This is a genomic window from Citrobacter sp. 21OH12SH02A-Citro (assembly GCF_027919895.1).
GTDB lineage: Bacteria > Pseudomonadota > Gammaproteobacteria > Enterobacterales > Enterobacteriaceae > Citrobacter > Citrobacter braakii.
Genome location: NZ_CP114801.1, coordinates 558,822 through 583,362, shown reverse-complemented (window position 1 = coordinate 583,362; position 24,541 = coordinate 558,822). Strand labels below are relative to the sequence as shown.

24 protein-coding genes and 1 pseudogene are annotated in these 24,541 nt (G+C 53.4%); 11 read left to right on the top strand and 14 right to left on the bottom strand.

What is annotated here, in order from left to right:
- Position 1 precedes the first annotated feature (1 nt).
- The 3 genes from agaC to O6D90_RS02880 are packed head-to-tail and all read left to right on the top strand — an operon-like array spanning position 2 to position 2,356.
- The gene (agaC, locus tag O6D90_RS02890) at positions 2-802 is read left to right on the top strand and encodes a PTS galactosamine transporter subunit IIC (protein WP_016157557.1); all 801 of its coding nucleotides are present in this window, start codon (positions 2-4) and stop codon (positions 800-802) included.
- Positions 792-1,583: a PTS galactosamine transporter subunit IID gene (gene agaD, locus O6D90_RS02885; protein ID WP_016157558.1), complete on the top strand. Its 792-nt coding sequence runs from the start codon at positions 792-794 to the stop codon at positions 1,581-1,583. Before agaC ends, agaD begins: the two co-directional genes overlap by 11 nt.
- Positions 1,584-1,636: 53 nt before the next feature.
- Positions 1,637-2,356, top strand: coding sequence for a galactosamine-6-phosphate isomerase (locus tag O6D90_RS02880; RefSeq protein WP_016157559.1), 720 nt, complete (start codon positions 1,637-1,639; stop codon positions 2,354-2,356).
- Between the two features lie 149 nt (positions 2,357-2,505).
- On the opposite strand, the gene rsmI is transcribed toward O6D90_RS02880, so the two are convergent.
- Positions 2,506-3,369, bottom strand: a complete 864-nt coding sequence (gene rsmI, locus O6D90_RS02875; protein WP_016154652.1) for a 16S rRNA (cytidine(1402)-2'-O)-methyltransferase — start codon at positions 3,367-3,369, stop codon at positions 2,506-2,508.
- A 63-nt stretch (positions 3,370-3,432) separates the two neighbouring features.
- On the opposite strand from rsmI, the gene O6D90_RS02870 reads away from it, so the two are divergent.
- The 4 genes from O6D90_RS02870 to dolP are packed head-to-tail and all read left to right on the top strand — an operon-like array spanning position 3,433 to position 7,047.
- Positions 3,433-5,484: a penicillin-binding protein activator gene (locus O6D90_RS02870; RefSeq protein WP_271143245.1), complete on the top strand. Its 2,052-nt coding sequence runs from the start codon at positions 3,433-3,435 to the stop codon at positions 5,482-5,484.
- A complete protein-coding gene (locus O6D90_RS02865) occupies positions 5,442-5,837 on the top strand; it encodes a YraN family protein (RefSeq protein WP_016157561.1) in 396 nt (131 codons plus the stop codon). The genes O6D90_RS02870 and O6D90_RS02865 overlap by 43 nt, the downstream gene beginning before the upstream one ends.
- A 34-nt stretch (positions 5,838-5,871) precedes the next feature.
- On the top strand, positions 5,872-6,462 hold the full coding sequence (gene diaA / locus O6D90_RS02860; protein WP_003024948.1) for a DnaA initiator-associating protein DiaA: 591 nt from the start codon (positions 5,872-5,874) through the stop codon (positions 6,460-6,462).
- 9 nt (positions 6,463-6,471) lie between these two features.
- Positions 6,472-7,047, top strand: a complete 576-nt coding sequence (gene dolP / locus O6D90_RS02855) for a division/outer membrane stress-associated lipid-binding lipoprotein (RefSeq protein ID WP_003024954.1) — start codon at positions 6,472-6,474, stop codon at positions 7,045-7,047.
- Positions 7,048-7,097: 50 nt separating this feature from the next.
- Here the strand turns inward: dolP and O6D90_RS02850 are convergent, their stop codons facing one another.
- Entirely contained in the window at positions 7,098-7,733 is a 636-nt protein-coding gene (locus O6D90_RS02850; protein ID WP_016154656.1) for an NAD(P)H-binding protein, read from the bottom strand.
- 37 nt (positions 7,734-7,770) lie between these two features.
- A complete protein-coding gene (locus tag O6D90_RS02845) occupies positions 7,771-8,199 on the bottom strand; it encodes a YhbP family protein (RefSeq protein ID WP_016157562.1) in 429 nt (142 codons plus the stop codon).
- A 43-nt stretch (positions 8,200-8,242) separates the two neighbouring features.
- Here O6D90_RS02845 and O6D90_RS02840 point away from each other — a divergent pair.
- Positions 8,243-8,552 (top strand): annotated as a pseudogene (locus O6D90_RS02840) (GIY-YIG nuclease family protein).
- On the opposite strand, the gene O6D90_RS02835 reads toward O6D90_RS02840, so the two are convergent.
- Entirely contained in the window at positions 8,539-9,042 is a 504-nt protein-coding gene (locus O6D90_RS02835) for a GNAT family N-acetyltransferase (RefSeq protein ID WP_016157563.1), read from the bottom strand. The pseudogene O6D90_RS02840 and the gene O6D90_RS02835 overlap by 14 nt on opposite strands.
- Positions 9,036-9,560 carry a ubiquinone anaerobic biosynthesis accessory factor UbiT gene (gene ubiT / locus O6D90_RS02830; protein ID WP_016154660.1) on the bottom strand — a complete coding sequence of 175 codons (525 nt, stop codon included), beginning with the start codon at positions 9,558-9,560 and terminating at the stop codon, positions 9,036-9,038. The genes O6D90_RS02835 and ubiT overlap by 7 nt, the downstream gene beginning before the upstream one ends.
- A 219-nt stretch (positions 9,561-9,779) precedes the next feature.
- Between ubiT and ubiU the strand changes: the two genes are divergently transcribed.
- The 3 genes from ubiU to O6D90_RS02815 all read left to right on the top strand — a co-directional run bounded on the left by ubiU (position 9,780) and on the right by O6D90_RS02815 (position 12,750).
- Positions 9,780-10,775: a ubiquinone anaerobic biosynthesis protein UbiU gene (gene ubiU / locus O6D90_RS02825; RefSeq protein WP_016154661.1), complete on the top strand. Its 996-nt coding sequence runs from the start codon at positions 9,780-9,782 to the stop codon at positions 10,773-10,775.
- Positions 10,776-10,783: 8 nt separating this feature from the next.
- A complete protein-coding gene (locus tag O6D90_RS02820) occupies positions 10,784-11,662 on the top strand; it encodes a U32 family peptidase (protein WP_016157564.1) in 879 nt (292 codons plus the stop codon).
- An 80-nt stretch (positions 11,663-11,742) separates the two neighbouring features.
- The gene (locus O6D90_RS02815; protein WP_016154663.1) at positions 11,743-12,750 is read left to right on the top strand and encodes a luciferase-like monooxygenase; all 1,008 of its coding nucleotides are present in this window, start codon (positions 11,743-11,745) and stop codon (positions 12,748-12,750) included.
- An 89-nt stretch (positions 12,751-12,839) separates the two neighbouring features.
- Here O6D90_RS02815 and mtr read toward each other — a convergent pair whose 3' ends face one another.
- The 9 genes from mtr to infB form a co-directional block, all read right to left on the bottom strand.
- The gene (gene mtr, locus O6D90_RS02810) at positions 12,840-14,084 is read right to left on the bottom strand and encodes a tryptophan permease (RefSeq protein WP_016154664.1); all 1,245 of its coding nucleotides are present in this window, start codon (positions 14,082-14,084) and stop codon (positions 12,840-12,842) included.
- Positions 14,085-14,237: 153 nt separating this feature from the next.
- Positions 14,238-16,169 (bottom strand): DEAD/DEAH family ATP-dependent RNA helicase, encoded by a 1,932-nt coding sequence (locus O6D90_RS02805; RefSeq protein ID WP_016157565.1) that lies wholly within the window; start codon positions 16,167-16,169, stop codon positions 14,238-14,240.
- Positions 16,162-16,242 (bottom strand): protein YrbN, encoded by an 81-nt coding sequence (gene yrbN / locus O6D90_RS02800; RefSeq protein ID WP_010723222.1) that lies wholly within the window; start codon positions 16,240-16,242, stop codon positions 16,162-16,164. Before yrbN ends, O6D90_RS02805 begins: the two co-directional genes overlap by 8 nt.
- Positions 16,243-16,348: 106 nt before the next feature.
- Positions 16,349-17,233 (bottom strand): lipoprotein NlpI, encoded by an 885-nt coding sequence (nlpI, locus tag O6D90_RS02795; RefSeq protein WP_003024982.1) that lies wholly within the window; start codon positions 17,231-17,233, stop codon positions 16,349-16,351.
- Between the two features lie 109 nt (positions 17,234-17,342).
- Positions 17,343-19,475: a polyribonucleotide nucleotidyltransferase gene (pnp, locus tag O6D90_RS02790; protein ID WP_008785911.1), complete on the bottom strand. Its 2,133-nt coding sequence runs from the start codon at positions 19,473-19,475 to the stop codon at positions 17,343-17,345.
- Between the two features lie 246 nt (positions 19,476-19,721).
- Complete coding sequence (rpsO, locus tag O6D90_RS02785) at positions 19,722-19,991, bottom strand: 30S ribosomal protein S15 (RefSeq protein ID WP_000059465.1); 270 nt, start codon at positions 19,989-19,991, stop codon at positions 19,722-19,724.
- A 272-nt stretch (positions 19,992-20,263) separates the two neighbouring features.
- Entirely contained in the window at positions 20,264-21,208 is a 945-nt protein-coding gene (gene truB, locus O6D90_RS02780; protein WP_016157566.1) for a tRNA pseudouridine(55) synthase TruB, read from the bottom strand.
- On the bottom strand, positions 21,208-21,612 hold the full coding sequence (rbfA, locus tag O6D90_RS02775) for a 30S ribosome-binding factor RbfA (RefSeq protein WP_003024988.1): 405 nt from the start codon (positions 21,610-21,612) through the stop codon (positions 21,208-21,210). Before rbfA ends, truB begins: the two co-directional genes overlap by 1 nt.
- 220 nt (positions 21,613-21,832) lie before the next feature.
- Positions 21,833-24,523 (bottom strand): translation initiation factor IF-2, encoded by a 2,691-nt coding sequence (gene infB / locus O6D90_RS02770; RefSeq protein WP_016154667.1) that lies wholly within the window; start codon positions 24,521-24,523, stop codon positions 21,833-21,835.
- Positions 24,524-24,541: the final 18 nt, after the last annotated feature.

Genomic DNA, 24,541 nt, shown 5'->3' with positions numbered 1-24,541 from the left:
TATGCATGAAATAACCCTTATTCAGGGTATATCCCTGGCTGCATTAGTTTTCTTTCTTGGAATCGACTTTTGGCTGGAAGCCTTGTTTTTATTCAGACCGATTATTGTATGTACTTTAACCGGCGCTATTCTGGGTGATATTCATATTGGCCTAATAACAGGTGGTTTGACCGAGTTGGCTTTTGCTGGCCTAACCCCCGCAGGAGGCGTACAGCCACCCAATCCAATAATGGCCGGTTTAATGACCACTGTTATCGCATGGTCTACCGGCGTGGATGCCAAAACAGCCATCGGTCTTGGTTTGCCCTTCAGCCTTCTAATGCAATACGTAATATTGTTCTTTTACTCAGCATTCTCTCTGTTTATGGCAAAAGCCGATAACTGTGCGAGAGAAGCAAACACAAGCGCATTTACGCGTCTGAACTGGCTGACAACACTGATTGTTGCTTCTTCATACGCCATCATCGCCTTCCTGTGTACGTATCTGGCACAGGGCGCTATGCAGTCACTGGTAAAAGCCATGCCCGCCTGGTTAACACATGGATTTGAAGTGGCGGGGGGCATTTTGCCTGCTGTTGGTTTTGGTTTGTTGCTCCGCGTGATGTTCAAAGCACAGTACATACCTTACCTGATTGCTGGCTTCCTCTTCGTCTGCTACATCCAGGTTAACAACCTACTGCCCGTCGCCGTATTGGGCGCAGGCTTCGCCGTATATGAATTTTTCAATGCGAAAGCCAAACAGCAGGCTCAACTTGCCACTAATAAAAACAATGAAGAAGAGGACTATAGCAATGGGATCTGAAATCAGTAAAAAAGACATTACTCGCCTTGGCTTTCGCTCGTCATTTCTTCAGGCCAGCTTTAACTATGAAAGGATGCAGGCAGGTGGTTTTACCTGGGCTATGCTCCCGGTACTAAAAAAAATTTATAAGGATGATAAAGCCGGTCTAAGCGCGGCGATGAAAGACCATTTAGAATTTATCAATACCCATCCTAATCTGGTCGGTTTTCTAATGGGATTATTGATCTCAATGGAAGAAAAGAGGGAAAACCGCGACACAATTAAAGGCTTGAAAGTGGCGCTATTTGGACCTATCGCCGGGATCGGCGATGCCATTTTCTGGTTCACCTTACTGCCTATTATGGCGGGGATCTGTTCATCTTTCGCCAGCCAGGGAAACATACTGGGACCAATTTTGTTTTTCGCCGTTTATTTGATGATCTTTTTCTTGCGCGTCGGCTGGACGCATGTCGGTTACTCGGTAGGTGTTAAAGCTATCGACAAAGTACGAGAAAATTCGCAGATGATCGCCCGCTCAGCAACGATCCTCGGGATCACAGTTATTGGCGGGCTTATCGCATCCTATGTGCACATTAACGTTGTAACTTCTTTTGCAATCGACAGTACCCACAGCGTGGCATTACAGCAGGATTTTTTCGATAAAGTATTCCCGAATATTTTACCGATGGGCTACACGTTACTGATGTACTACCTGTTGCGGGTGAAAAAAGCACATCCAGTACTGTTAATCGGCGTGACGTTTGTACTGTCAATTATCTCTTCAGCACTCGGCATACTTTAAACGAAATAAGGGTGAAGCAGCCTGCAACACCCTACTTCAAAAGGACTCGAAAAATGCAATATATTCAGTATTGCGACAATTATGACGTATTGAGCGATCGCGCCAGCGAACAGTTAATTACGCTGATACAGAATAAACCTGATGCAACCATCTGTCTGGCAACAGGAGGCACCCCCCTTCTCACATATCGCTACTTTGTCGAGAAAATTAACCAACGTAATATCGATTTTAATCGAGTGGTTTTCGTGAAATTGGATGAGTGGGTCGGTATTCCGTTGAACTCTCCTGCAACGTGTGAATCTTTCCTGCAACAACACATCGCTCAACCGCTGGGTTTACGAGCTGAACAGTTGGTTGGTTTTCAATCTGAAAATGTTAACGAGCAGGAATGCGAGCGCATCACAGAGATTATTGCCAGCCGAGGCGGCCTCGATTTATGTCTGCTCGGAATAGGCAAAAATGGCCATTTGGGATTGAATGAACCCACAGAGCTCCTGGAGCCGTTTTGCCATATCAGCGTACTTGAGGAGAAAACGCGCCATCATGACATGTTAAAAACAGCTGGTAGTCGTGTGACTCACGGCATTACGCTGGGATTGAAAGACATCCTGAATGCAAAAGAGATTTTGTTGCTGATAGCAGGTGAAGGGAAGCACGATGCGGTAGAAAAATACCTAGCCGCCTCCGTTACTACTACTATTCCTGCTTCATTTTTATGGTTGCACCGCAATGTCAGTTGCCTGATTGACGGCTCACAATATCCTGATAAATAAAATTTACAGCAACCGCCACATCCCCCTGACGCAGCAACGCGTTGCAGTTTACCTTTTAACTGCAACGCTTTCAGCGATTTCTTCCGACATTTCTTCCGACATTTCTTCCGACATTTCTTCCGACAAGCCGGTGATTAATCCAGGCCTTCTTACTCCCCCTGCTGTTCCAGCGCGTACTTATACAGCGCATTCTTCTTCACGCCGTGGATCTCAGCGGCCAGTGCGGCGGCCTTTTTCAGCGGCAGCTCTGCCTGCAATAAGGCCAGCGTACGCAGCGCATCGGCCGGAAGGTCGTCTTCTTGCGCTTTGTGTCCTTCGACAATCAGCACCATTTCGCCTTTTCGACGATTTTCATCTTCCTTGACCCACGCCAGCAGTTCGCCGACCGGCGCGCCGTGAATGGTTTCCCAGGTTTTGGTCAACTCACGCGCCAACACCACGTAGCGGGATTCGCCCCAGACGGCAACCATGTCTTCCAGGCTATCCAGCAAACGGTGGGTAGATTCATAAAAAATAAGCGTACGCGGTTCAGCCTCAATGGCTTTCATCGCATCACGACGCCCTTTCGATTTGGCAGGCAGAAAACCTTCATAGCAAAAGCGGTCTGAAGGCAGACCTGCAGCGCTCAGGGCAGCAATCGCCGCGCAAGGGCCTGGCAGGGGAACAACGCGGATCCCTGCTTCGCGACAGGTCCGTACCAGATGGTAGCCAGGATCGTTAATCAGCGGCGTTCCGGCATCGGAAACCAGCGCAATGTTTTGCCCTTCTTTAAGCTTCGCCACCAGCGTTTCGGCCTTTTGCTGCTCGTTGTGATCATGTAAAGCGAACAAACGCGCGTTAATCGCGAAGTGTTGTAACAAGAGTCCTGTATGACGAGTGTCTTCAGCGGCAATCAAATCAACGGCTTGTAAAACTTCGAGCGCTCGTTGGGTAATATCAGCCAAATTTCCTATAGGAGTAGGTACAATAAAGAGTTGGCCTTGAGAATTATCCGCCGATTCGTGTTGTTTCATTGTGTCGTCCGTATTGCCGATTTAATATTGAGCATTGAGTAAAAAAATATCACTGGATACAGTATGGTACCCTCAACATTTTCTCGTTTGAAAGCCGCACGCGCGCTACCAGTCATTCTGGCTGCACTGATTTTTGCAGGCTGTGGCACCCAGGCACCAGACCAGAGTGCAGCCCATATGCAGGGCACTGCGCAGGCTGATTCCGGCTTTTATCTGCAACAAATGCAGCAAAGCTCAGATGATAGCAAGACCAACTGGCAATTACTCGCCATTCGTGCACTGCTGAAAGAAGGCAAGAGCCAGCAGGCTTTCGAGCTGTTCAACCAGCTACCACAGAAGCTAAGCGATACCCAGCGTCGTGAGCAGTCACTGCTGGCCGTCGAAATTAAGCTCGCGCAGAAAGATGTCGCTGGCGCACAGGCCCTGCTGGATAAGCTAACCCCCGCCGATTTTGATCAAAACCAGCAGGCGAGATACTGGCAGGCGCAAATCGACGTCAACCAGGGTCGTCCATCGCTGACTTTACTGCGCGCCCTGATCGCCCAGGAACCGCTGCTGGCCGCGAACGCTAAGCAGAAAAACATGGATGCCACCTGGCAGGCGCTGTCATCCATGACCCAGGAGCAAGCGCAGACGCTGGTCATCAATGCGGATGAAAACGTGCTGCAAGGCTGGTTAGATCTCCAGCGCGTCTGGTTCGATAACCGTAACGATCCAGACATGATGAAAGCCGGTATTGCTGACTGGCAGAAACGTTATCCACAAAACCCGGGGGCAAAACTGTTGCCAACGCAGTTGGTTAACGTGCAGAGCTTTAAACCCGCTTCCACCAGCAAAATTGCTCTGCTGTTGCCGCTGAACGGTCAGGCCGCTGTATTTGGCCGTACTATTCAGCAAGGCTTTGAAGCCGCGAAAAATATGGGTACTCAACCCGTAGCGGACCCTGCTGTTGCCGCGCCTGCTGCGGATACAGCGGCTGCGACGACCACGGAACAGCCGCAAACGACTGACGGTGTTGCCAGCCCAGCTCAGGCGTCAGTAAGCGATCTGACCAACGAGACGCCAGCACAGCCAGAAGCTACAGCCCCACAACCAACAGCGCCTGCGCAGCCAACAACCGCCAGCGCACCAGCGAATCCGTCCGCGGAGCTGAAAATCTACGACACGTCATCACAACCGCAGAATCAGATCCTGACTCAGGTTCAGCAGGATGGCGCCAGCATCGTGGTTGGCCCACTGTTGAAGAACAATGTTGAAGAGCTGATGAAAAGCAACACGCCATTAAACGTCCTGGCGCTTAATCAGCCGGAGTCGGTGAAAAACCTGCCGAACGTCTGCTACTTCGCTCTGTCGCCAGAAGATGAAGCGCGCGACGCAGCACGCCACATTCGCGATCAAGGAAAACAGACGCCGCTGTTGTTGATCCCGCGGAGTTCGTTAGGCGATCGCGTTGCCAACGCCTTTGCACAGGAGTGGCAAAAACTGGGTGGCGGCGTGGTGCTGCAGCAGAAGTTCGGCTCCACCGCTGAGCTGAAAATGGGCGTCAACGGCGGCTCGGGGATTTCCCTGACGGGCAGCCCGGTGGCCTCTTCTGTACCCGCGCAGCCTGGCGTGACGATTGGCGGTCTGACCATTCCGGCAGCACCTACCGATGCGCAAATCACCGGCGGCAGCGGTCGTGTTGATGCCGTATATATTCTGGCAACGCCAGAAGAAATTGCATTTATAAAGCCGATGATCGCCATGCGCAACGGTAGCCAGAGCGGTGCCACGCTGTACGCCAGCTCCCGTAGCGCGCAGGGAACTGCCGGCCCGGATTTCCGTCTGGAGATGGAAGGCTTGCAGTACAGCGAAATTCCGATGCTGGCAGGCGCTAACGCCCCTCTCATGCAGCAGGCGCTGGGCGCGGTTCGTAACGACTACTCGCTGGCACGTATGTACGCGATGGGCGTCGATGCCTGGTCGCTTGCCAACCACTTCTCGCAAATGCGTCAGGTGCAGGGTTTCGAAATTAACGGCAACACCGGAGCCTTAACCGCAACGCAGGATTGTGTGATTAACAGGAAGTTATCATGGCTCAAATACCAGCAAGGACAAGTCGTCCCCGCCAGTTAACGAGTAAACAGACCGGTGACGCGTGGGAATCCACCGCGCGTGACTGGCTGCAGAGCAAGGGACTGCATTTTATCGCCGCCAACGTGCGTGAGCGTGGCGGCGAAATCGACCTGATAATGCGTGAAGGCAACACCACCGTATTTGTTGAGGTTCGCTATCGGCGCTCAGCCCAGTTTGGCGGTGCAGCGGCGAGTGTGACCCGGAGCAAACAACACAAATTATTACAGACTGCCCGCTTGTGGCTTGCGCGCCACAATGGAAGTTTTGATACTGTGGATTGCCGGTTCGATGTGTTAGCCTTCACCGGAAATGATGTTGAGTGGTTTAAGGACGCGTTCAACGACCGCTCATAGTTGAAGATTCAGAGCCTGGTTCTTAAGGATTAGCGTGTTAGATAGAATTAAAGTCTGCTTTACAGAAAGCATTCAAACTCAGATAGCTGCGGCTGAAGCACTTCCGGATGCGATCTCCCGTGCAGCCATGACGCTGGTTCAGTCCCTGCTCAATGGCAACAAAATTCTCTGTTGTGGTAATGGGACGTCCGCTGCCAACGCACAGCATTTTGCTGCCAGCATGATCAATCGTTTTGAAACAGAACGCCCAAGTTTACCTGCGATTGCACTAAATACTGATAATGTGGTCTTAACTGCGATTGCCAACGATCGCCTGCACGACGAAGTTTATGCAAAACAAGTCCGTGCGCTGGGACATGCAGGTGATGTTCTACTGGCAATCTCTACGCGTGGTAATAGCCGCGATATCGTAAAAGCCGTTGAAGCTGCCGTGACACGCGACATGACAATTGTCGCACTGACCGGGTATGACGGAGGGGAGCTGGCCGGGTTACTGGGGCCGCAGGATGTTGAAATCCGTATCCCTTCACACCACAGCGCCCGCGTTCAGGAAATGCATATGCTGACGGTCAACTGCCTTTGCGATCTCATCGATAACACGCTTTTCCCTCACCAGGATGATTAAGGAGTACACATGAAGGCATTTTCGCCGCTTGCTGTGATTATCGCTGCCCTGCTGCTGCAAGGCTGTGTCGCTGCCGCCGTTGTCGGAACTGCTGCTGTCGGCACCAAAGCCGCGACGGATCCTCGCAGTGTAGGCACCCAGGTAGATGACGGAACCCTGGAATTACGCGTCAATACCGCGTTGTCGAAAGATGCCCAGATCAAGAAAGAGGCGCGTATCAACGTGAGCGCGTATCAGGGTAAAGTGCTGCTGGTCGGTCAGTCGCCAAATAGCGAACTGTCTGCGCGAGCAAAACAGATTGCGATGGGCGTAGAAGGTACCACTGAGGTCTTTAACGAGATCCGTCAGGGTCAGCCAATCGGCCTGGGCGATGCGTCTAACGATACCTGGATAACCACTAAAGTACGTTCCCAGTTGCTGACCAGCGATCAGGTGAAATCCTCTAACGTGAAAGTCACCACCGAAAACGGGGAAGTGTTCCTGTTGGGTCTGGTAACTGAACGTGAAGCGAAGGCTGCGGCAGACATCGCCAGCCGGGTAAGCGGCGTGAAACGCGTCACTACGGCTTTTACGTTTATTAAGTAAGACAAGCTACAAATGCCGGATGGTGACGCCAGAGCGTCCTCTCCGGCATTTTATTTGGCTCTTTCGCGCAGTTCGGAAGAGGTCAGGATCGAAACGCCCTCATGTCCAGGCGCCAGTGCCTCCGCCAGCATAGCCCTGGCTACATCACGCGCCTCAATCGACTTCCAGTTCCCCGGCAGCAGCCGAAATAACGGCGCTAAAAACCTCTCATTCGCCCGCTGTTTATCCCGCTCTCCGAGTAACATTGAAGGCCGAACAATCGTCAGCCGCGGCCAATTTTGCGCGATCAGGGCCTGCTCCATTTCCCCTTTCACCCGGTTATAAAAAAACGGTGAATTGGCATTGGCACCCATCGAACTGACCACCAGCATATGCTGAGCGCCCAACCGACGCCCCGTCAGGGCCGTGTCCACCACCAGCGTATAGTCAGCATGGATAAACGCTTCTTTGCTACCCGCTTCACGCCGGGTGGTTCCCAGACAACAAAAGACAATATCTACCGGATCGGTGACCTGCGCCAGCGCATCGGTTAACTGCGGATCATAGGGATTATAGACGCCAGCCGTATCAGCCAGCGGTCGACGCGTCGGTGCCGTGATGGCATTGACCCGGGGTTCATTGAGCAGCATACGCAGCAAATTTCCGCCTACCAGCCCCGTTGCGCCTGTTATTAATACCTGACTCATCGCTAATCTTCCCCTGACTCTTTAATCACTCTATTAACTATAGATCACGTTGCCAGTGCATTTTTTTGCCAAAGCCCAGCGTGTTGTCCGTGAATTTGACTTCATCCAGTCGAATCTCCCACACGGGCGCAGGCAGCATTCTGGCGACCGGGAAACGGCGGTTGTAGGCGTTACGCGCGGCTTCACTCTCCTGCCCTTCAAGACGCCGGATTTCCCCTTTAAACTGTACGCCACGAATCAGGGCGACCGTTTTGGGCTGACCATTTACCGTGCCGGCAATCGGCGCGCGCGGCCCGGACATCTGCGCATGGCGCGTTTTTTCTTCGGTCAGCACATAGAACACCATCTTCTGCGCATCAAACAGGTAAAACGCATTGGCGCACCATAATTCACCGTCATGATGTACACACCAGGTCACGACGTGCTGCTTTGCCAGCCAGCGGGTCACCGCAGTCAGTGTTTCCATTTCTGTTCTCTTTTATACTGTAGGCCTGAAAATTATCACGTCGATGGTGACAATGACACCCTGGTATCTGTACCTGATCCGTACTGCGGACAACGCCTTATACACCGGAATAACCACCGATGTGCAGCGCCGCTATAAGCAGCATCAAAGTGGGAAAGGCGCGAAGGCGCTGCGCGGAAAGGGGGAACTCACGTTGGCATTTGCGGCTCAGGTCGGCGACCGTTCGCTGGCCCTGCGCTTAGAATATCGCGTCAAACAGCTTACAAAGCGGCAGAAAGAGCGCCTTGTTGAAGGCGAAGGGCTTGAGGCACTACTGAGCAGCCTGCAAACCCCCGGCGCTTAAAAACGATTGAAGTAGTCGTGGTATTCCACAAGGCCCGTCACCCCCTCCAGCGCATCGTCCGCCAGGCGATGAACCTGGAACGCGCTTTCGGTGCCCGGCCAGCGGCAACGCAGGTCATGATGGGCAGCCAGCTCAAAACCAAAGCGGCTGTACAGCGCCGGATCGCCCAGCGTAACCACCGCGGCGTAACCAAACTCGTTCAGGGAATCGAGTCCTTCATAGACCAGCTGACGCGCCAGGCCCTGCCCACGGTAGTTTTCATCCACCGCGAGCGGCGCCATGCCGACCCATTGCAGGTCTTCGCCCTGGACATCGACAGGGCTGAACGCGACGTAACCCACTACCTGACCTTCGTCATCGGTAGCAACCAGACCCAGCGTTATGAAACCGTCTTCACGCAGGTCGTGCACTAATTTCGCTTCCGCATCGCTCTCAAATGAACGACGCAGCAATGCATCAATACCTGGGGCATCAATGGGAATTTCAACTCGAATCAGCATGGCTCACCTACCGAAGTCTGTTTGGTTTCTGGCGACGTTTTCATTCCCGCCTCAACAAAATCCGCCAACTGCATCAGCATGACGCGCAACGCTTTAGGCATCTGATCCAGTTCGATGGCGTCCATCAGATTTTTAACATACAGCCCTAATTCTGTATCACCTTCAATCACCAGGCGACGCTGGAAGAACAGCGTATCCGGATCCTGCTTACGCGCCGCGATCATCAGGAGATCGCTGGCATCCGCGCTAAAACTCACATCCGCCTCTGCATTCTGGCTGACGATAAGTTTATCGTTCTCAACAGAGGTATACCATTTAAGGCCAATGTCACGCACATGAATGCTCAGCCAGCGACCGTCGAGAAACTCCAGCTCCCCATCGGCCAGCGCCTGACTAAACTGCCAGCTCAGGACCTGCTCCAGAACCTGGCGCTTCAGCGCAAAGGGCGTCAGTTTAACCGGTACACTCATCAGAGAAGGACCAAAATGTACTAAGCGTGAACGCAGTTTATCCAACACGAGCTTTACTCCCTGTTTCAATTATCCTGCTATTTTGCCATATCAAATAAACGACATAGCGGCATAAATCAACAATTCGCTACGAAATTGTTACCTCTTATTGGTATCACCAATACGACTTTAACTGCCTCAAATCAAAAATTGTCTCAGCAAGGTTAACTAAAATCCCTCTTCGTTAACATTTCTGCGCCCTTTACGGCGCAACGTTCAGGATAAATTATGGAGCTGCTCTGCCCTGCCGGAAACCTCCCGGCGCTTAAGGCGGCCATCGAGAACGGCGCTGATGCGGTCTACATCGGGCTGAAAGATGATACCAACGCCCGTCATTTCGCCGGCCTTAATTTTACCGAGAAAAAATTGCAGGAAGCGGTGAGTTTTGTCCATCAGCACCGCCGTAAGCTGCACATCGCGATTAACACCTTTGCGCATCCGGATGGTTACGCGCGCTGGCAACGTGCCGTAGATATGGCGGCGCAACTGGGTGCGGATGCGCTGATCCTCGCCGACCTCGCCATGCTTGAGTATGCCGCAGAGCGCTACCCGCATATTGAGCGTCATGTCTCTGTTCAGGCATCTGCAACCAATGAAGAGGCGATTAATTTCTATCATCGCAACTTTGATGTCGCCCGCGTGGTGCTGCCGCGCGTACTGTCTATTCACCAGGTGAAGCAACTCGCTCGCGTCACGCCAGTTCCCCTGGAAGTGTTCGCCTTTGGCAGTCTGTGCATTATGGCGGAAGGCCGCTGCTATCTTTCATCCTATCTGACGGGCGAGTCTCCTAATACGGTTGGCGCCTGCTCTCCTGCTCGTTTTGTTCGCTGGCAGCAGACCCAACAAGGGCTGGAATCCCGTCTTAATGAAGTGCTGATCGACCGTTATCAGGACGGAGAAAACGCCGGTTATCCGACGCTGTGTAAAGGCCGCTATCTGGTTGATGGCGAGCGCTATCATGCGCTGGAAGAACCCACCAGCCTGAATACGCTGGAGCTGCTGCCAGAACTGCTGGCGGCCAATATTGCCTCGGTGAAAATCGAAGGGCGTCAGCGTAGCCCGGCCTACGTCAGCCAGGTGGCGAAAGTGTGGCGCCAGGCGATCGACCGCTGTATGGCCGACCCGCAAAACTACGCCCCACAGGCCGCGTGGATGGAAACGCTCGGTTCAATGTCCGAAGGCACGCAGACCACGCTTGGCGCGTATCACCGTAAATGGCAGTGAGAGAAGCAATGAAATATTCCTTAGGGCCGGTGCTGTGGTACTGGCCGAAAGAAACGCTGGAAGATTTTTATCAGCAGGCCGCCACCAGCCAGGCCGACGTTATCTATCTTGGCGAAGCGGTGTGCAGTAAACGCCGCGCTACCAAAGTAGGCGATTGGATCGATATGGCGAAATCGCTCGCTGGCAGCGGTAAACAGGTGGTGCTGTCAACGCTGGCGCTGGTGCAGGCCTCCTCTGAGCTGGGAGAACTGAAGCGCTATGTCGAAAACGGCGACTTCCTGCTGGAAGCCAGCGATCTCGGCGTGGTAAACATGTGTGCCGAGCGTAAGCTGCCGTTTGTCGCCGGGCATGCGCTCAACTGCTACAACGCGGTAACCCTGCGTTTGCTGCTCAGGCAGGGCATGGTGCGCTGGTGTATGCCGGTAGAACTGTCCCGTGACTGGCTGGTCAATCTGCTTAACCAGTGTGAAGAGCTGGGTATTCGCAATCAGTTTGAAGTAGAGGTACTGAGCTACGGGCATCTGCCGCTGGCGTACTCTGCCCGCTGCTTTACCGCACGCTCTGAAGACCGTCCAAAAGACGAGTGTGAAACCTGCTGCATCAAATACCCGAATGGGCGCGATGTGCTGTCGCAGGAGAATCAGCAGGTCTTTGTCCTCAACGGCATCCAGACTATGAGCGGCTATGTTTACAACCTCGGCAACGAGCTGACATCGATGCAGGGTCTGGTTGATATTGTGCGTCTGTCCCCTTCAGGCAGCGACACGTTCGCCATGCTCGATGCCTTCCGCTCCAATGAAAATGGCACTGCCCCATTACCGCTTGCTGCCCACAGCGACTGCAACGGCTACTGGAAACGGCTGGCAGGTCTTGAACTACAGCCGTGATTAATAGCTCACTTTGTTAACAACATTCGCTAATCTTTAATGCAGTATTAAAAGATTAACCGGTAACAAAGTGAGCCGTTATGACTGACAAAACTATTCCGTTCTCGGTGCTGGATCTGGCGCCGATCCCTGAAGGATCTTCGGCAAAAGAGGCCTTCACACACTCGCTTGATCTCGCTCGACTGGCCGAAAAGCGCGGCTACCACCGTTACTGGCTGGCAGAACATCACAACATGACCGGCATCGCCAGCGCTGCGACCTCTGTGCTGATTGGCTATCTGGCGGCCAATACCACCACGCTGCATCTTGGTTCTGGCGGCGTTATGCTGCCCAACCATTCGCCGCTGGTGATCGCCGAGCAGTTCGGTACCCTGAATACGCTGTATCCGGGACGAATCGATCTCGGGCTTGGCCGCGCGCCGGGTAGCGACCAGCCGACCATGCGCGCGTTGCGCCGCCATATGAGTGGTGATATCGATAACTTCCCGCGCGACGTAGCTGAACTGGTGGACTGGTTCGACGCCCGCGATCCTAATCCCCATGTACGCCCGGTTCCCGGCTACGGCGAGCAGATCCCGGTCTGGTTATTAGGCTCCAGTCTGTACAGCGCACAGCTGGCAGCCCAGCTCGGCCTACCATTTGCCTTCGCCTCGCACTTTGCTCCGGATATGTTGCATCAGGCGCTGCATCTGTATCGCACCCAGTTCAAGCCCTCAGCGCGTCTGGCAAAGCCGTATGCGATGGTGTGCATCAACATCATTGCCGCCGACAGCAACCGCGATGCCGAATTTCTTTTCACCTCAATGCAGCAGGCGTTTGTGAAACTGCGTCGTGGCGAAACCGGCCAGCTACCGCCACCGGTAGAGAATATGCATCAGCTGTGGTCCGCTTCTGAGCAGTACGGCGTACAACAGGCGCTGAGCATGTCGCTGGTTGGTGATAAGGCGAAAGTGCGACACGGTCTCGACGCCATTTTGCGTGAAACCCAGGCCGATGAAATTATGGTTAACGGCCAGATTTTTGATCATCAGGCACGTCTACATTCGTTTGACCTGGCGATGCAGGTGAAAGAAGAGTTGGTGGGGTAATCGTTGTTTTGCCCGGTGGCATTTGGCTTACCGGGCCTACGAGATCGTATAGGCCGGATTAGGCGCAACCGCCATCCGGCACTAAAAGGTTACTGGTACACAGGCAACAAATTCACGCTCGACAGAATATGGATAACCGCGTTGCCGATACCGAATACCAGGATCAGCGCAATCATCGGCTTGCCGCCCCAGACACGGAATTTCGGGCTGCCGAAACGCTCGCGGGATTTACGGGCCAGCAGCGCCGGAACAATGGCGGCCCAGATGGTCGCGGCAAGCCCTGCATAGCCAATGGCGTACAGGAAACCGTTCGGCCACAGCAGGCCACCGACAATCGGCGGGACAAACGTCAGCAATGCCGTTTTAAAACGTCCCATTGCCGAGTCATCAAAGCCAAACAGATCCGCCAAATAGTCAAACAGACCGAGCGTGACCCCGAGGAATGAACTCGCCACCGCAAAGTTGGAGAACACCACCAGCAGCAGATCCAGACTGCGGCTGTTCAGCACGCCGCTCAGCGCCTGTACCAGCACATCAATGTTACCGCCCTGCTGCGCAATACCGATAAATTCCGGACGCGGGATGTTACCCATCGTCCCCAGCAACCATACGGTATACAGCACCAGCGCCAGCAGCGTGCCGTACACCAGGCACTTAACGATGGTCTTCGGATCTTTGCCGTAATACTTCATCAGGCTCGGGACGTTGCCGTGATAGCCGAATGAGGCCAGGCAGAACGGTAACGTCATCAGCAGGTACGGCGTATACGAAGCGTTGCTCTGCGCCACGTTAAACAGCGTCGTGGGCGTAACATGCCCCAGCAGACTGCCGAAGGTCAGGAAAAAAGTAATCACCTTCGCGCCCAGCACAATCGCCGTCATGCGGCTAACCGCTTTGGTGCTTAACCACACCACGAACGCCACCAGCAGCGCAAAACCAAGACCCGCCGCACGCGCCGGAACGTTCAGCGACATCTCCGAGAAGGTGTGATGCAGGATCGAACCACTCGCCGAGATATACGCATAGGTAAGGATATAGAGAACGAAAGCAATCGAGATGCCGTTCACAACGTTCCAGCCTTTGCCCAGCAGATCTTTCGTGATGGTGTCAAAGCTGGAACCAATGCGGTAATTGAGGTTAGCTTCTAGGATCATCAGTCCGGAGTGCAGCATGCAAAACCAGGTGAAGATCAGCGCCGCCATTGACCAGAAGAACCACGCCCCGGACATGACCACTGGCAGAGAAAACATCCCTGCGCCAATAATGGTGCCGCCGATGATCACCACGCCGCCAAGCAGCGAAGGTGACGTTTGGGTGGTGGTTAGTGTTGCCATTTAGCCATCTCTCCAGTCATTTATATTGTGACTACATTTCAATGTGCTGCACTGTACCAGTACACGAGTACAAATGAAATAAAAAAAGCCCCGATTGTTGAGATCGGGGCTGTATATTTTACTTTACGGTATTAAACCGTAATTTCGCATGGATTACGCATCACCACCGAAACGACGACGACCAGCGGAATCATCACGACGCGGAGCAGAAGAATCGTCACGACGCGGACCGCGGTTGCCTTCACGACGTTCGCCGCTGAAACGACGACCTTCGCTACGACCGCCTTCACGACGCTCACCGCTGAAACCACGACCTTCGCCACGACCACCTTCACGACGCTCACCGCTGAAACGGCCACCGCCACGACGCTCACCACCGGTGTGCGGAACTGCATCGCCAACCAGTTGCATGTTCATCGGCTTGTTCAGGATGCGAGTACGGGTAAAGTGCTGCAGCACGTCGCCCGGCATACCTTTCGGCAGCTCGATGGTTGAGTGGGAAGCAAACAGCTTGATGTTACCGATGTAACGGCTGCTGATATCGCCTTCGTTAGCAATCGCACCAACGATATGACGGACTTCAACACCGTCATCACGGCCCACTTCAATGCGGTACAGCTGCATATCGCCAACGTCACGACGTTCACGACGCGGACGGTCTTCACCACCACGGTCATTACGGTCACCACGCGGGCCACGATCGTTGCGGTCACGCGGACCACGATCGTCACGGTCGCGGAATTCGCGTTTCGGACGCATCGGCGCATCTGGCGGCAGGATCAGCGGACGTTCGCCCTGAGCCATTTTCAGCAGTGCGGCTGCCAGCGTTTCGATATCCAGTTCTTCTTCCGGCTGCATTTTCGCCAGCAGAGCACGGTACTGATCCAGATCGCTGCTTTCCAGCTGCTGCTGTACTTTAGCGGCGAATTTTTCCAGACGGCGTTTGCCCAGCAGGTCTGCGTTCGGCAGTTCTACTTCCGGAATAGTCAGCTTCATGGTGCGTTCGATGTTACGCAGCAGACGACGCTCACGGTTCTCAACGAACAGCAGCGCACGACCCGCACGGCCCGCACGACCGGTACGGCCGATACGGTGAACGTAAGATTCGGAATCCATCGGGATGTCGTAGTTAACAACCAGGCTGATACGCTCAACGTCCAGGCCACGGGCCGCAACGTCGGTAGCAATCAGAATATCCAGACGGCCATCTTTCAGACGCTCCAGAGTCTGCTCACGCAGGGACTGGTTCATGTCGCCGTTCAGTGCAGCGCTGCTATAACCGCTACGCTCCAGCGCTTCAGCCACTTCCAGGGTCGCATTTTTGGTACGAACGAAGATAATCGCCGCATCAAAGTCTTCTGCTTCCAGGAAACGCACCAGCGCTTCATTTTTACGCATGCCCCAGACGGTCCAATAGCTCTGGCTGATGTCAGGACGGGTAGTTACGCTGGACTGAATGCGTACTTCCTGCGGCTCTTTCATAAAGCGGCGGGTAATACGACGAATCGCTTCCGGCATAGTCGCGGAGAACAGAGCGGTCTGATGACCTTCCGGGATCTGCGCCATGATGGTTTCAACGTCTTCGATGAAGCCCATACGCAGCATTTCATCAGCTTCGTCCAGTACCAGACCGCTCAGTTTGGAGAGGTCCAGAGTACCGCGCTTCAGGTGATCCAGCAGACGGCCCGGCGTACCGACAACGATCTGTGGTCCCTGACGCAGGGCACGTAATTGCACGTCATAACGCTGGCCGCCGTACAGGGCAACCACGTTCACGCCGCGCATGTGTTTAGAAAAATCCGTCATGGCTTCTGCAACCTGAACCGCCAGTTCGCGGGTCGGTGCCAGCACCAGAATCTGAGGTGCCTTCAGCTCAGGATCAAGATTGTTGAGCAGCGGTAAAGAGAACGCTGCAGTTTTGCCGCTACCCGTCTGGGCCATACCCAGAACATCGCGGCCGCCCAGCAGATGCGGAATGCACTCTGCCTGGATTGGAGATGGTTTTTCGTAACCCAGATCGGTAAGGGCTTCAAGGATAGGAGCCTTCAGGCCCAGATCTGCAAAAGTGGTTTCGAATTCAGCCATGTAGTACGTGTGCCTCAAAATTAATGGCGGCCAGTCTACATAACTCATCATGAAATTGATCTGCAATTTTCATTGAAAAGTGTGAACCGGCTCAAAGTAGGTGTATTAACGAACAACAACGCCCTCACCCGTGAAGGTGATGGCAATCAAAAAAGATTACGGGCTGATGTGTACGTCAGCTATTGCTGGTCCGATTCTGCCAGGTCATCTTGGTCCTGGCCCAGGAGCGATAATTCCAACAATGCGTATCGGTGCTCAACAAAGTTATGAACGTTGTTAGCCACCGCCAGTTTGAACAATGCCGTAGCGTTGTCCAAATCCCCCAGACTTAGGTAGTACTTACCTAAATAGAAGTTGGTTTCACTGAGATGCTCAGCGAGCGAGGTGTTATCCGTTGCGTCCGCCTTTAGGCGTTCCATCAGCGTTGCTTCGCTAATGTTGCCCAGGTAGAACTCGACAATGTTCCATCCCCATTGCTCTTTATCCGATTTCTCAAAGCGTTGCTTTAACGCTTCTTTAGCCTGCTTCTCATCGAGCTTCTGCTCGGCGAGATAAAGCCACAGACTACGGAAAGGATCATTGGGATCGTCTTGATAAAACGCTAGCAGATCATCTTGCGCTAACTTGTCGCGACCGCCGTAATACAATGCGATACCGCGATTTAAGTGCGCGTAGTTGTAAGTTGGATCAAGCTCAAGTACAGAATCAAACGCTTCATAGGCAGCATCAAAATTGCCTGCCTGCGTTAAATATATACCTAAGTAATTGAATACTTCAGGCATATCTGGTCGGATTGCCAGCGCTTGTGAAAAATCATTTCGCGCCAGTGCCCTCAGACCGAGACTATCATACAACACTCCGCGCTCATATAAAAGCTGTGCGCGTTCGTCATCGGTTAAAGCCCGACTGGCAAGAATTTGTTCCATACGTGCCAGAATCACTTCCTGCTGCAAAGTCGGTTGCAATGGTACTGCGAGGACTTCACTCTTACGCCAGGCGGAATTACTGCATCCAGCCAGCGTGAGTGCTGTCGCAACGAAACACCAGCGCAAAAAAGGCTTCATTTCCCACTCCCGAAGACAACGATTGAATGAACGTCCAGGTTCCCCGGTTGCTAACAAGGCGTCCTGCCGGGTTAAAAGCCCTCCGCTTTCACGGAGGGCAATGGCAACCTTACTCGCCCTGGCTTGCCGGAGCTTCCGGTTCGCCTGCAGGCTGAGACTGCTCAGTTGCTTCTTTAATGCTCAGACGTACACGGCCCTGGCGATCTACTTCCAGAACTTTGACCGGTACTTCCTGGCCCATCTGCAGGTAATCGGTCACTTTCTCAACGCGTTTGTCAGCGATCTGAGAGATGTGTACCAGACCTTCTTTACCGCCACCAATGGCAACGAATGCGCCAAAGTCAACGATACGGGTCACTTTACCATTGTAGATACGGCCTACTTCGATCTCTGCGGTGATCTCTTCGATACGACGGATAGCATATTTCGCTTTCTCGCCGTCGGTCGCAGCAATCTTCACAGTACCATCATCTTCAATTTCAATGGTGGTGCCGGTTTCTTCGGTCAGAGCACGGATAACAGAACCGCCTTTACCGATAACGTCTTTGATCTTGTCCGGGCTGATCTTGATGGTGTGGATACGCGGAGCGAACTGAGAAATGTCACCACGCGGTGCGTTGATCGCTTGTTCCATCACACCCAGGATGTGCAGACGCGCACCTTTAGCCTGGTTCAGAGCAACCTGCATGATCTCTTTGGTGATACCTTCAATTTTGATATCCATCTGCAGTGCAGAGATACCGTCGCGGGAACCCGCCACTTTGAAGTCCATATCGCCCAGGTGGTCTTCGTCGCCCAGGATGTCAGACAGAACAACAAAGTTGTCGCCTTCTTTCACCAGACCCATCGCGATACCCGCAACGGCAGCTTTGATCGGCACGCCTGCGTCCATCAGCGCCAGAGAAGCACCACATACGGAAGCCATGGAAGAAGAACCGTTAGATTCGGTGATTTCAGAAACCACACGTACGGTGTACGGGAATTTATCCAGTTCCGGCATCACTGCCAGTACGCCACGCTTCGCCAGACGACCGTGACCAATCTCACGACGCTTCGGAGAACCGACCATACCGGTTTCACCTACGCAGTACGGAGGGAAGTTGTAGTGGAACAGGAAGTTGTCAGTACGCTCGCCCATCAGCTCGTCAAGGTTCTGCGCATCACGAGTGGTGCCCAGGGTCGCAGTAACCAGCGCCTGAGTTTCACCACGGGTGAACAGTGCGGAACCGTGGGTACGCGGCAGAACGCCAGTACGCACGTCCAGACCACGGATCATGTCTTTTTCACGACCATCGATGCGCGGCTCGCCTGCCAGTACGCGGCTGCGAACAACATTTTTCTCGATAGCGTGCAGGATTTCACCCAGTTCGTTAGCGTCCAGGGTTTCGTCTTCAGCCACCAGAGTTGCGATGGTTTCAGATTTGATCACGTCAACCTGAGCGTAACGCTCTTGTTTGTCGGTGATACGGTAAGCATCGCTCAGACGAGCTTCTGCCAGTGCGGCAACGCGTGCGTTCAGCGCTTCGTTGACGGCTTCTGGCTGCCAGTCCCAACGCGGTTTGCCAGCTTCTTTCGCCAGCTCGTTGATAGCCTGAATAACAACCTGCTGCTGTTCGTGGCCGAATACTACAGCGCCCAGCATCTGGTCTTCGCTCAGCAGTTCAGCTTCGGATTCAACCATCAGTACGGCAGCTTCAGTACCAGCAACAACCAGGTCCAGCTTGCTTTCTTTCAGTTCGTCCTGAGTCGGGTTCAGTACGTACTGGTCATTGATGTAACCAACACGTGCAGCACCGATCGGGCCGTTGAACGGGATACCAGACAGAGTCAGCGCAGCAGATGCACCAATCATTGCCACGATATCCGGGTTAACCTGCGGGTTAACGGAAACAACGGTCGCGATAACCTGAACTTCGTTAACGAAGCCTTCCGGGAACAGCGGGCGAACCGGGCGGTCAATCAGACGCGCGATCAGAGTTTCGCCTTCACTCGGACGGCCTTCACGACGGAAGAAGCTACCCGGGATACGGCCAGCAGCGTAGGTACGCTCCTGATAGTTAACGGTCAGTGGGAAAAAGTCCTGGCCTGGTTTCGCTTTTTTCTGGCCAACAACGGTAACGAATACCGCAGTGTCATCCATGCTAACCATAACAGCGGCAGTCGCCTGACGCGCCATCATGCCGGTTTCCAGCGTAACGGTATGCTGACCGTACTGGAATTTACGAACGATCGGATTAAGCAAATTAATATCCTTTCTCTATTTTTTGACGACACATTTTTGCGCCATCGTTAATACCCGATCTTCTGCGCATCCTCGCGACTAATGACAACCCTAACCCATAAGCATGAGTAAAGCCTCTCATTAGCCGCGCGAACCTCTGCAACGGAAGATCATTCATAGCAACAATACATTAGTTTCCAGCGAATTGCTGCCATCTGCTGGAAAAAAGGGGCCATGAAGGCCCCCTCTTTCTGAAACTCGAAAGAATTAGCGACGCAGACCCAGACGCTCGATCAGCGCGGTGTAACGTGCAACATCTTTACGTTTCAGGTAGTCGAGCAGTTTACGACGCTGAGAAACCATGCGCAGCAGACCACGACGGCTGTGGTGATCTTTTTTGTGCTCTGCAAAGTGGCCCTGCAGGTGGTTAATCTGTGCAGTCAACAGAGCAACCTGAACATCGGTAGAACCGGTGTCGTTTGCATCACGACCAAACTCAGAAACGATTTTAGCGGTAGCTTCAGTACTTAGAGACATTTTAAAACTCCAAAGTGTTAAGAATGAAAGGATGCCGATCTCTAATTCAGCTATCCCAGTGTATACACGCCTTCTTCAAACTGACCCTGCGCTGGCTGTGTCCGCTCACCTCGGTCACTTACCTGAGTAAGCTCCTGAGGATCCTCAGACCTGCCGCCTTGATGCAGCTCGAATGATTTTGTGTACACGCCACGCAGATTGTTAAACAATTTACGCGACGTTAAGCGGCAGTATTCTACTCGCAGCGCCCTTTTATCGCAAGACAGAGAGCGCTATGCAGGATACTCAACCACCAGGCGACGAGGGGCGACACGACCTTCATCGTCCATCTCCCCCATGCCGATAAACTTGCCGTCATCGCCTTCCGTCACGCGCACCAGCCCTTCAAGCGGCGCACCTGACGTCCGTACCGGGTTACCATTTTTAAAGTAAACCGAGGATGTTAAAGGCAAATTAACAACAGGGTAGTCCGATGCAGGACTGTCCATTGGCATCAGCAAAGGATCAAGCAGCTGCGCCGCCGGAATGTTCTGCTGTTCGGCCTGTTCAACCAGCGCATGCAGATGTTCCAGCGTAACCATACGATCCACCGGATACTTGCTGACCGTCAGACGACGCAGATACGTTACGTGCGCGCCGCAGCCCAGCTTCTCACCGAGATCGTCAACGATGGTGCGAATATAAGTGCCTTTGGAGCAGTGAACTTCCAGCTCCAGCTCGTTACCTTCGTGGCGAATAAACAGCAGCTCATAGACGGTAATCGGGCGCGCTTCACGCGGCACTTCAATGCCCTGACGCGCATATTCGTACAGCTTTTTACCCTGGTACTTCAGTGCCGAATACATTGACGGAATCTGCTCGATATCGCCGCGGAAAGTCTCCAGCGCGCTCGCAAGCTGCTCTGCGCTGAAGGTTACCGGACGCTCCTGCACGATTTGCCCATCGGCATCGGAGGTGTCGGTACGCTGGCCCAGACGGGCAACCACACGATAGCGTTTGTCAGAATCCAGCAAATACTGGGAAAACTTAGTCGCTTCACCGAGGCAGATAGGCAGCATGCCTGTTGCCAGCGGATCCAGCGCGCCGGTATGTCCCGCGCGGTTGGCATTGTAGATGCGCTTTACTTTTTGCAGTACGTCATTGCTGGACATGCCCTGCGGCTTATCCAGCAGCAGAACACCGTGAATGTCGCGACCACGACGACGAGGACGACTCATCAGTCCTCCTTGCTGTCGTCCGCTGGGTTCACACGACGCTCATCGTCATGTTTCACCACGCTGGTCACCAGGTTGGACATGCGCATTCCTTCAACTAACGAATTGTCGTAGAAGAAGGTCAGCTCAGGCACGATACGCAGACGCATTGCTTTTCCCAGCAAAGAGCGGATAAAACCAGAGGCTTCCTGCAGTGCCTTAATGCCGTTTTTCACGGCAGCTTCGTCCTGATCGTTGAGGAAAGTCACGAACACTTTAGCGTATGCCAGGTCTCGGGACATCTCAACACCCGATACGGTGGTCATCATACCAACACGCGGGTCTTTGATTTCGCGTTGCAGGATGAGTGCGATTTCTTTCTGCATCTCCTGCGCGACACGCTGTGGGCGACCAAATTCTTTCGCCATAATAAATTCTCCAGAATAAAGACAAAAAAGGGGCCATAAGCCCCTTTTTAAATTTCTTGCCGGGTGGCGCTTCGCTTCCCCAGCCTACACTTAATCATCTTCTAAGGATTTTGGGTTGCAGTAAGGCGGCAAACTCGTAAATCCCCGGGAGCATAGATAACTATGTGACCGGGGTGATCGAGCGCAGCCAACGCAGTTGCGGCCCAAAAGACGACGAAGATTATGCGATGGTACGTTTGATCTCGATAATCTCGAACACTTCGATCATATCGCCAACGCGAACGTCGTTGTAGTTCTTAACGCCGATACCACATTCCATGCCGTTACGGACTTCGTTGACGTCATCTTTGAAGCGGCGCAGGGATTCCAGCTCGCCTTCATAGATAACCACGTTGTCGCGCAGTACGCGGATTGGGTTGTGACGTTTAATCGTGCCTTCGGTAACCATACAGCCTGCGATAGCGCCGAATTTCGGTGATTTGAACACATCACGAACTTCAGCCAGACCAATGATCTGCTGTTTCAGTTCCGGAGACAGCATGCCGCTCATCGCTGCTTTCACTTCGTCGATCAGATGATAGATGACGGAGTAGTAACGCAGATCCAGGCTTTCTGATTCGATAACTTTACGTGCAGAGGCATCAGCACGAACGTTGAAGCCAACCAGAATCGCGTTGGATGCCGCAGCCAGGGTCGCGTCGGTTTCGGTGATACCACCTACGCCAGAACCGATAATCTTCACTTTTACTTCGTCGGTAGACAGTTTCAGTAAAGAGTCGGAAATCGCTTCTACAGAACCCTGAACATCGGCCTTCAGAACGATGTTCACTTCGTGAACTTCGCCTTCGGTCATGTTAGCGAACATGTTCTCCAGTTTAGATTTCTGCTGACGAGCCAGTTTAACTTCACGGAATTTGCCCTGACGGTACAGTGCAACTTCACGGGCTTTCTTCTCGTCACGAACAACGGTAACTTCGTCACCCGCAGCCGGAACACCGGACAGACCCAGGATTTCCACCGGAATGGATGGACCCGCTTCCAGTACTTCCTGACCCAGTTCGTTACGCATCGCACGAACGCGGCCGTATTCGAAACCACACAGTACGATGTCGCCTTTGTTCAGCGTACCTTCACGTACCAGCACGGTAGCAACCGGACCACGACCTTTATCCAGGAAGGATTCGATAACCGCACCGCTCGCCATACCTTTACGCACAGCTTTCAGTTCCAGTACTTCGGCCTGCAGCAGGATAGCATCCAGCAGTTCGTCGATACCGGTACCCGCTTTCGCAGAAACGTGGACGAACTGGCTCTCGCCGCCCCAATCTTCCGGCATGATGCCGTACTGGGACAGTTCGTTTTTAACGCGATCTGGATCCGCTTCTGGTTTATCGATTTTGTTGACTGCAACCACTACCGGCACACCTGCCGCTTTCGCGTGCTGGATAGCTTCGATAGTCTGCGGCATCACGCCGTCATCTGCTGCAACAACCAGAACAACGATATCCGTTGCCTGAGCACCACGAGCACGCATGGAGGTAAACGCGGCGTGACCCGGGGTATCCAGGAAGGTGATCATACCGTTGTCAGTTTCAACATGGTACGCACCGATGTGCTGAGTAATGCCGCCCGCTTCGCCAGAGGCAACTTTCGTGGAGCGAATGTAGTCCAGCAGAGATGTTTTACCGTGGTCAACGTGACCCATGATGGTCACTACCGGTGCGCGCGGTTCTGCCGCAGCGCCGGTGTCACGGTCGCTCATTACTGCTTCTTCCAGCTCGTTTTCACGACGCAGGATAACTTTGTGGCCCATCTCTTCGGCAACCAGCTGTGCGGTTTCCTGGTCGATGACCTGGTTAATGGTCGCCATTGCGCCCAGCTTCATCATCGCTTTGATGACCTGAGAACCTTTGACTGCCATCTTGTTCGCCAGATCGCCAACGGTGATGGTTTCGCCGATCACAACGTCACGGTTAACGGCCTGAGCCGGCTTCTGGAAGCCCTGCTGCAGAGCGGAACCTTTACGCTGCTTACCGCCTTTACCGCCGCGAACCGCTGCACGCGCTTCTTCACGGTCAGCTTTAGATTCAGCGTGTTTGTTACCTTTCTTCGCCGGACGCGCTGCTTTCGTGCTGCGAGTACGACCACGGCCGCCTTCTACTTCACGATCGTTCTCGTCTTCTGCCTGGCGAGCATGCTGAGAGGTGGTGACGTGATAATCGCTGGTATCTTCAACAGGTTCAGCGTTATTCACACCATTCTTCTCGTTTTCTTCCGCCATACGGCGAGCTTCTTCCGCTACGCGGCGCGCTTCTTCTTCAAGCTTGCGACGTGCTTCTTCTTCCGCTTTACGCTTCAGTTCTGCGGCTTCATTTTCACGGCGGGCTTTTTCGGCCTGGGCGGTTTTAGTCATATCGTCGGTCTGTTGATTGCTCACTTTGTCTTTTTCCGCAGCTTCACGTTTCGCTTTATCAGCGGCTTCACGCTTAGCTTGTTCTGCGGCCTCACGTTCGGCTTTTTGTTGCGCCTCGCGTTTGGCAGCTTCTTCTGCCTCACGACGGGCTTGCTCTTCCGCTTCACGCTGCGCCTGCTCTTCCGCGGCAAGGCGTTCAGCCTCTTGCGGATCGCGTTTCACAAAGGTGCGTGTCTTGCGGACTTCGATTTGTACCGATTTGCTTTTTCCACCGGTACCTGGAATATTGAGAGTACTGCGCGTTTTACGCTGCAATGTCAACTTATCGGGCGCTGAGCCGTTTTCACGGTTCAGATGCGCCAGTAAGGTTTGTTTCTCTTGTGCGGACACAGAGTCGTCAGCAGACTTCGGGATACCTGCATCAGCAAATTGCTGTACCAGGCGATCCACGGAGGTCTGTATCTCTGCAGCCAGCGTTTTTACGGTTACATCTGTCATACTGTTCCTTCCTGCTAC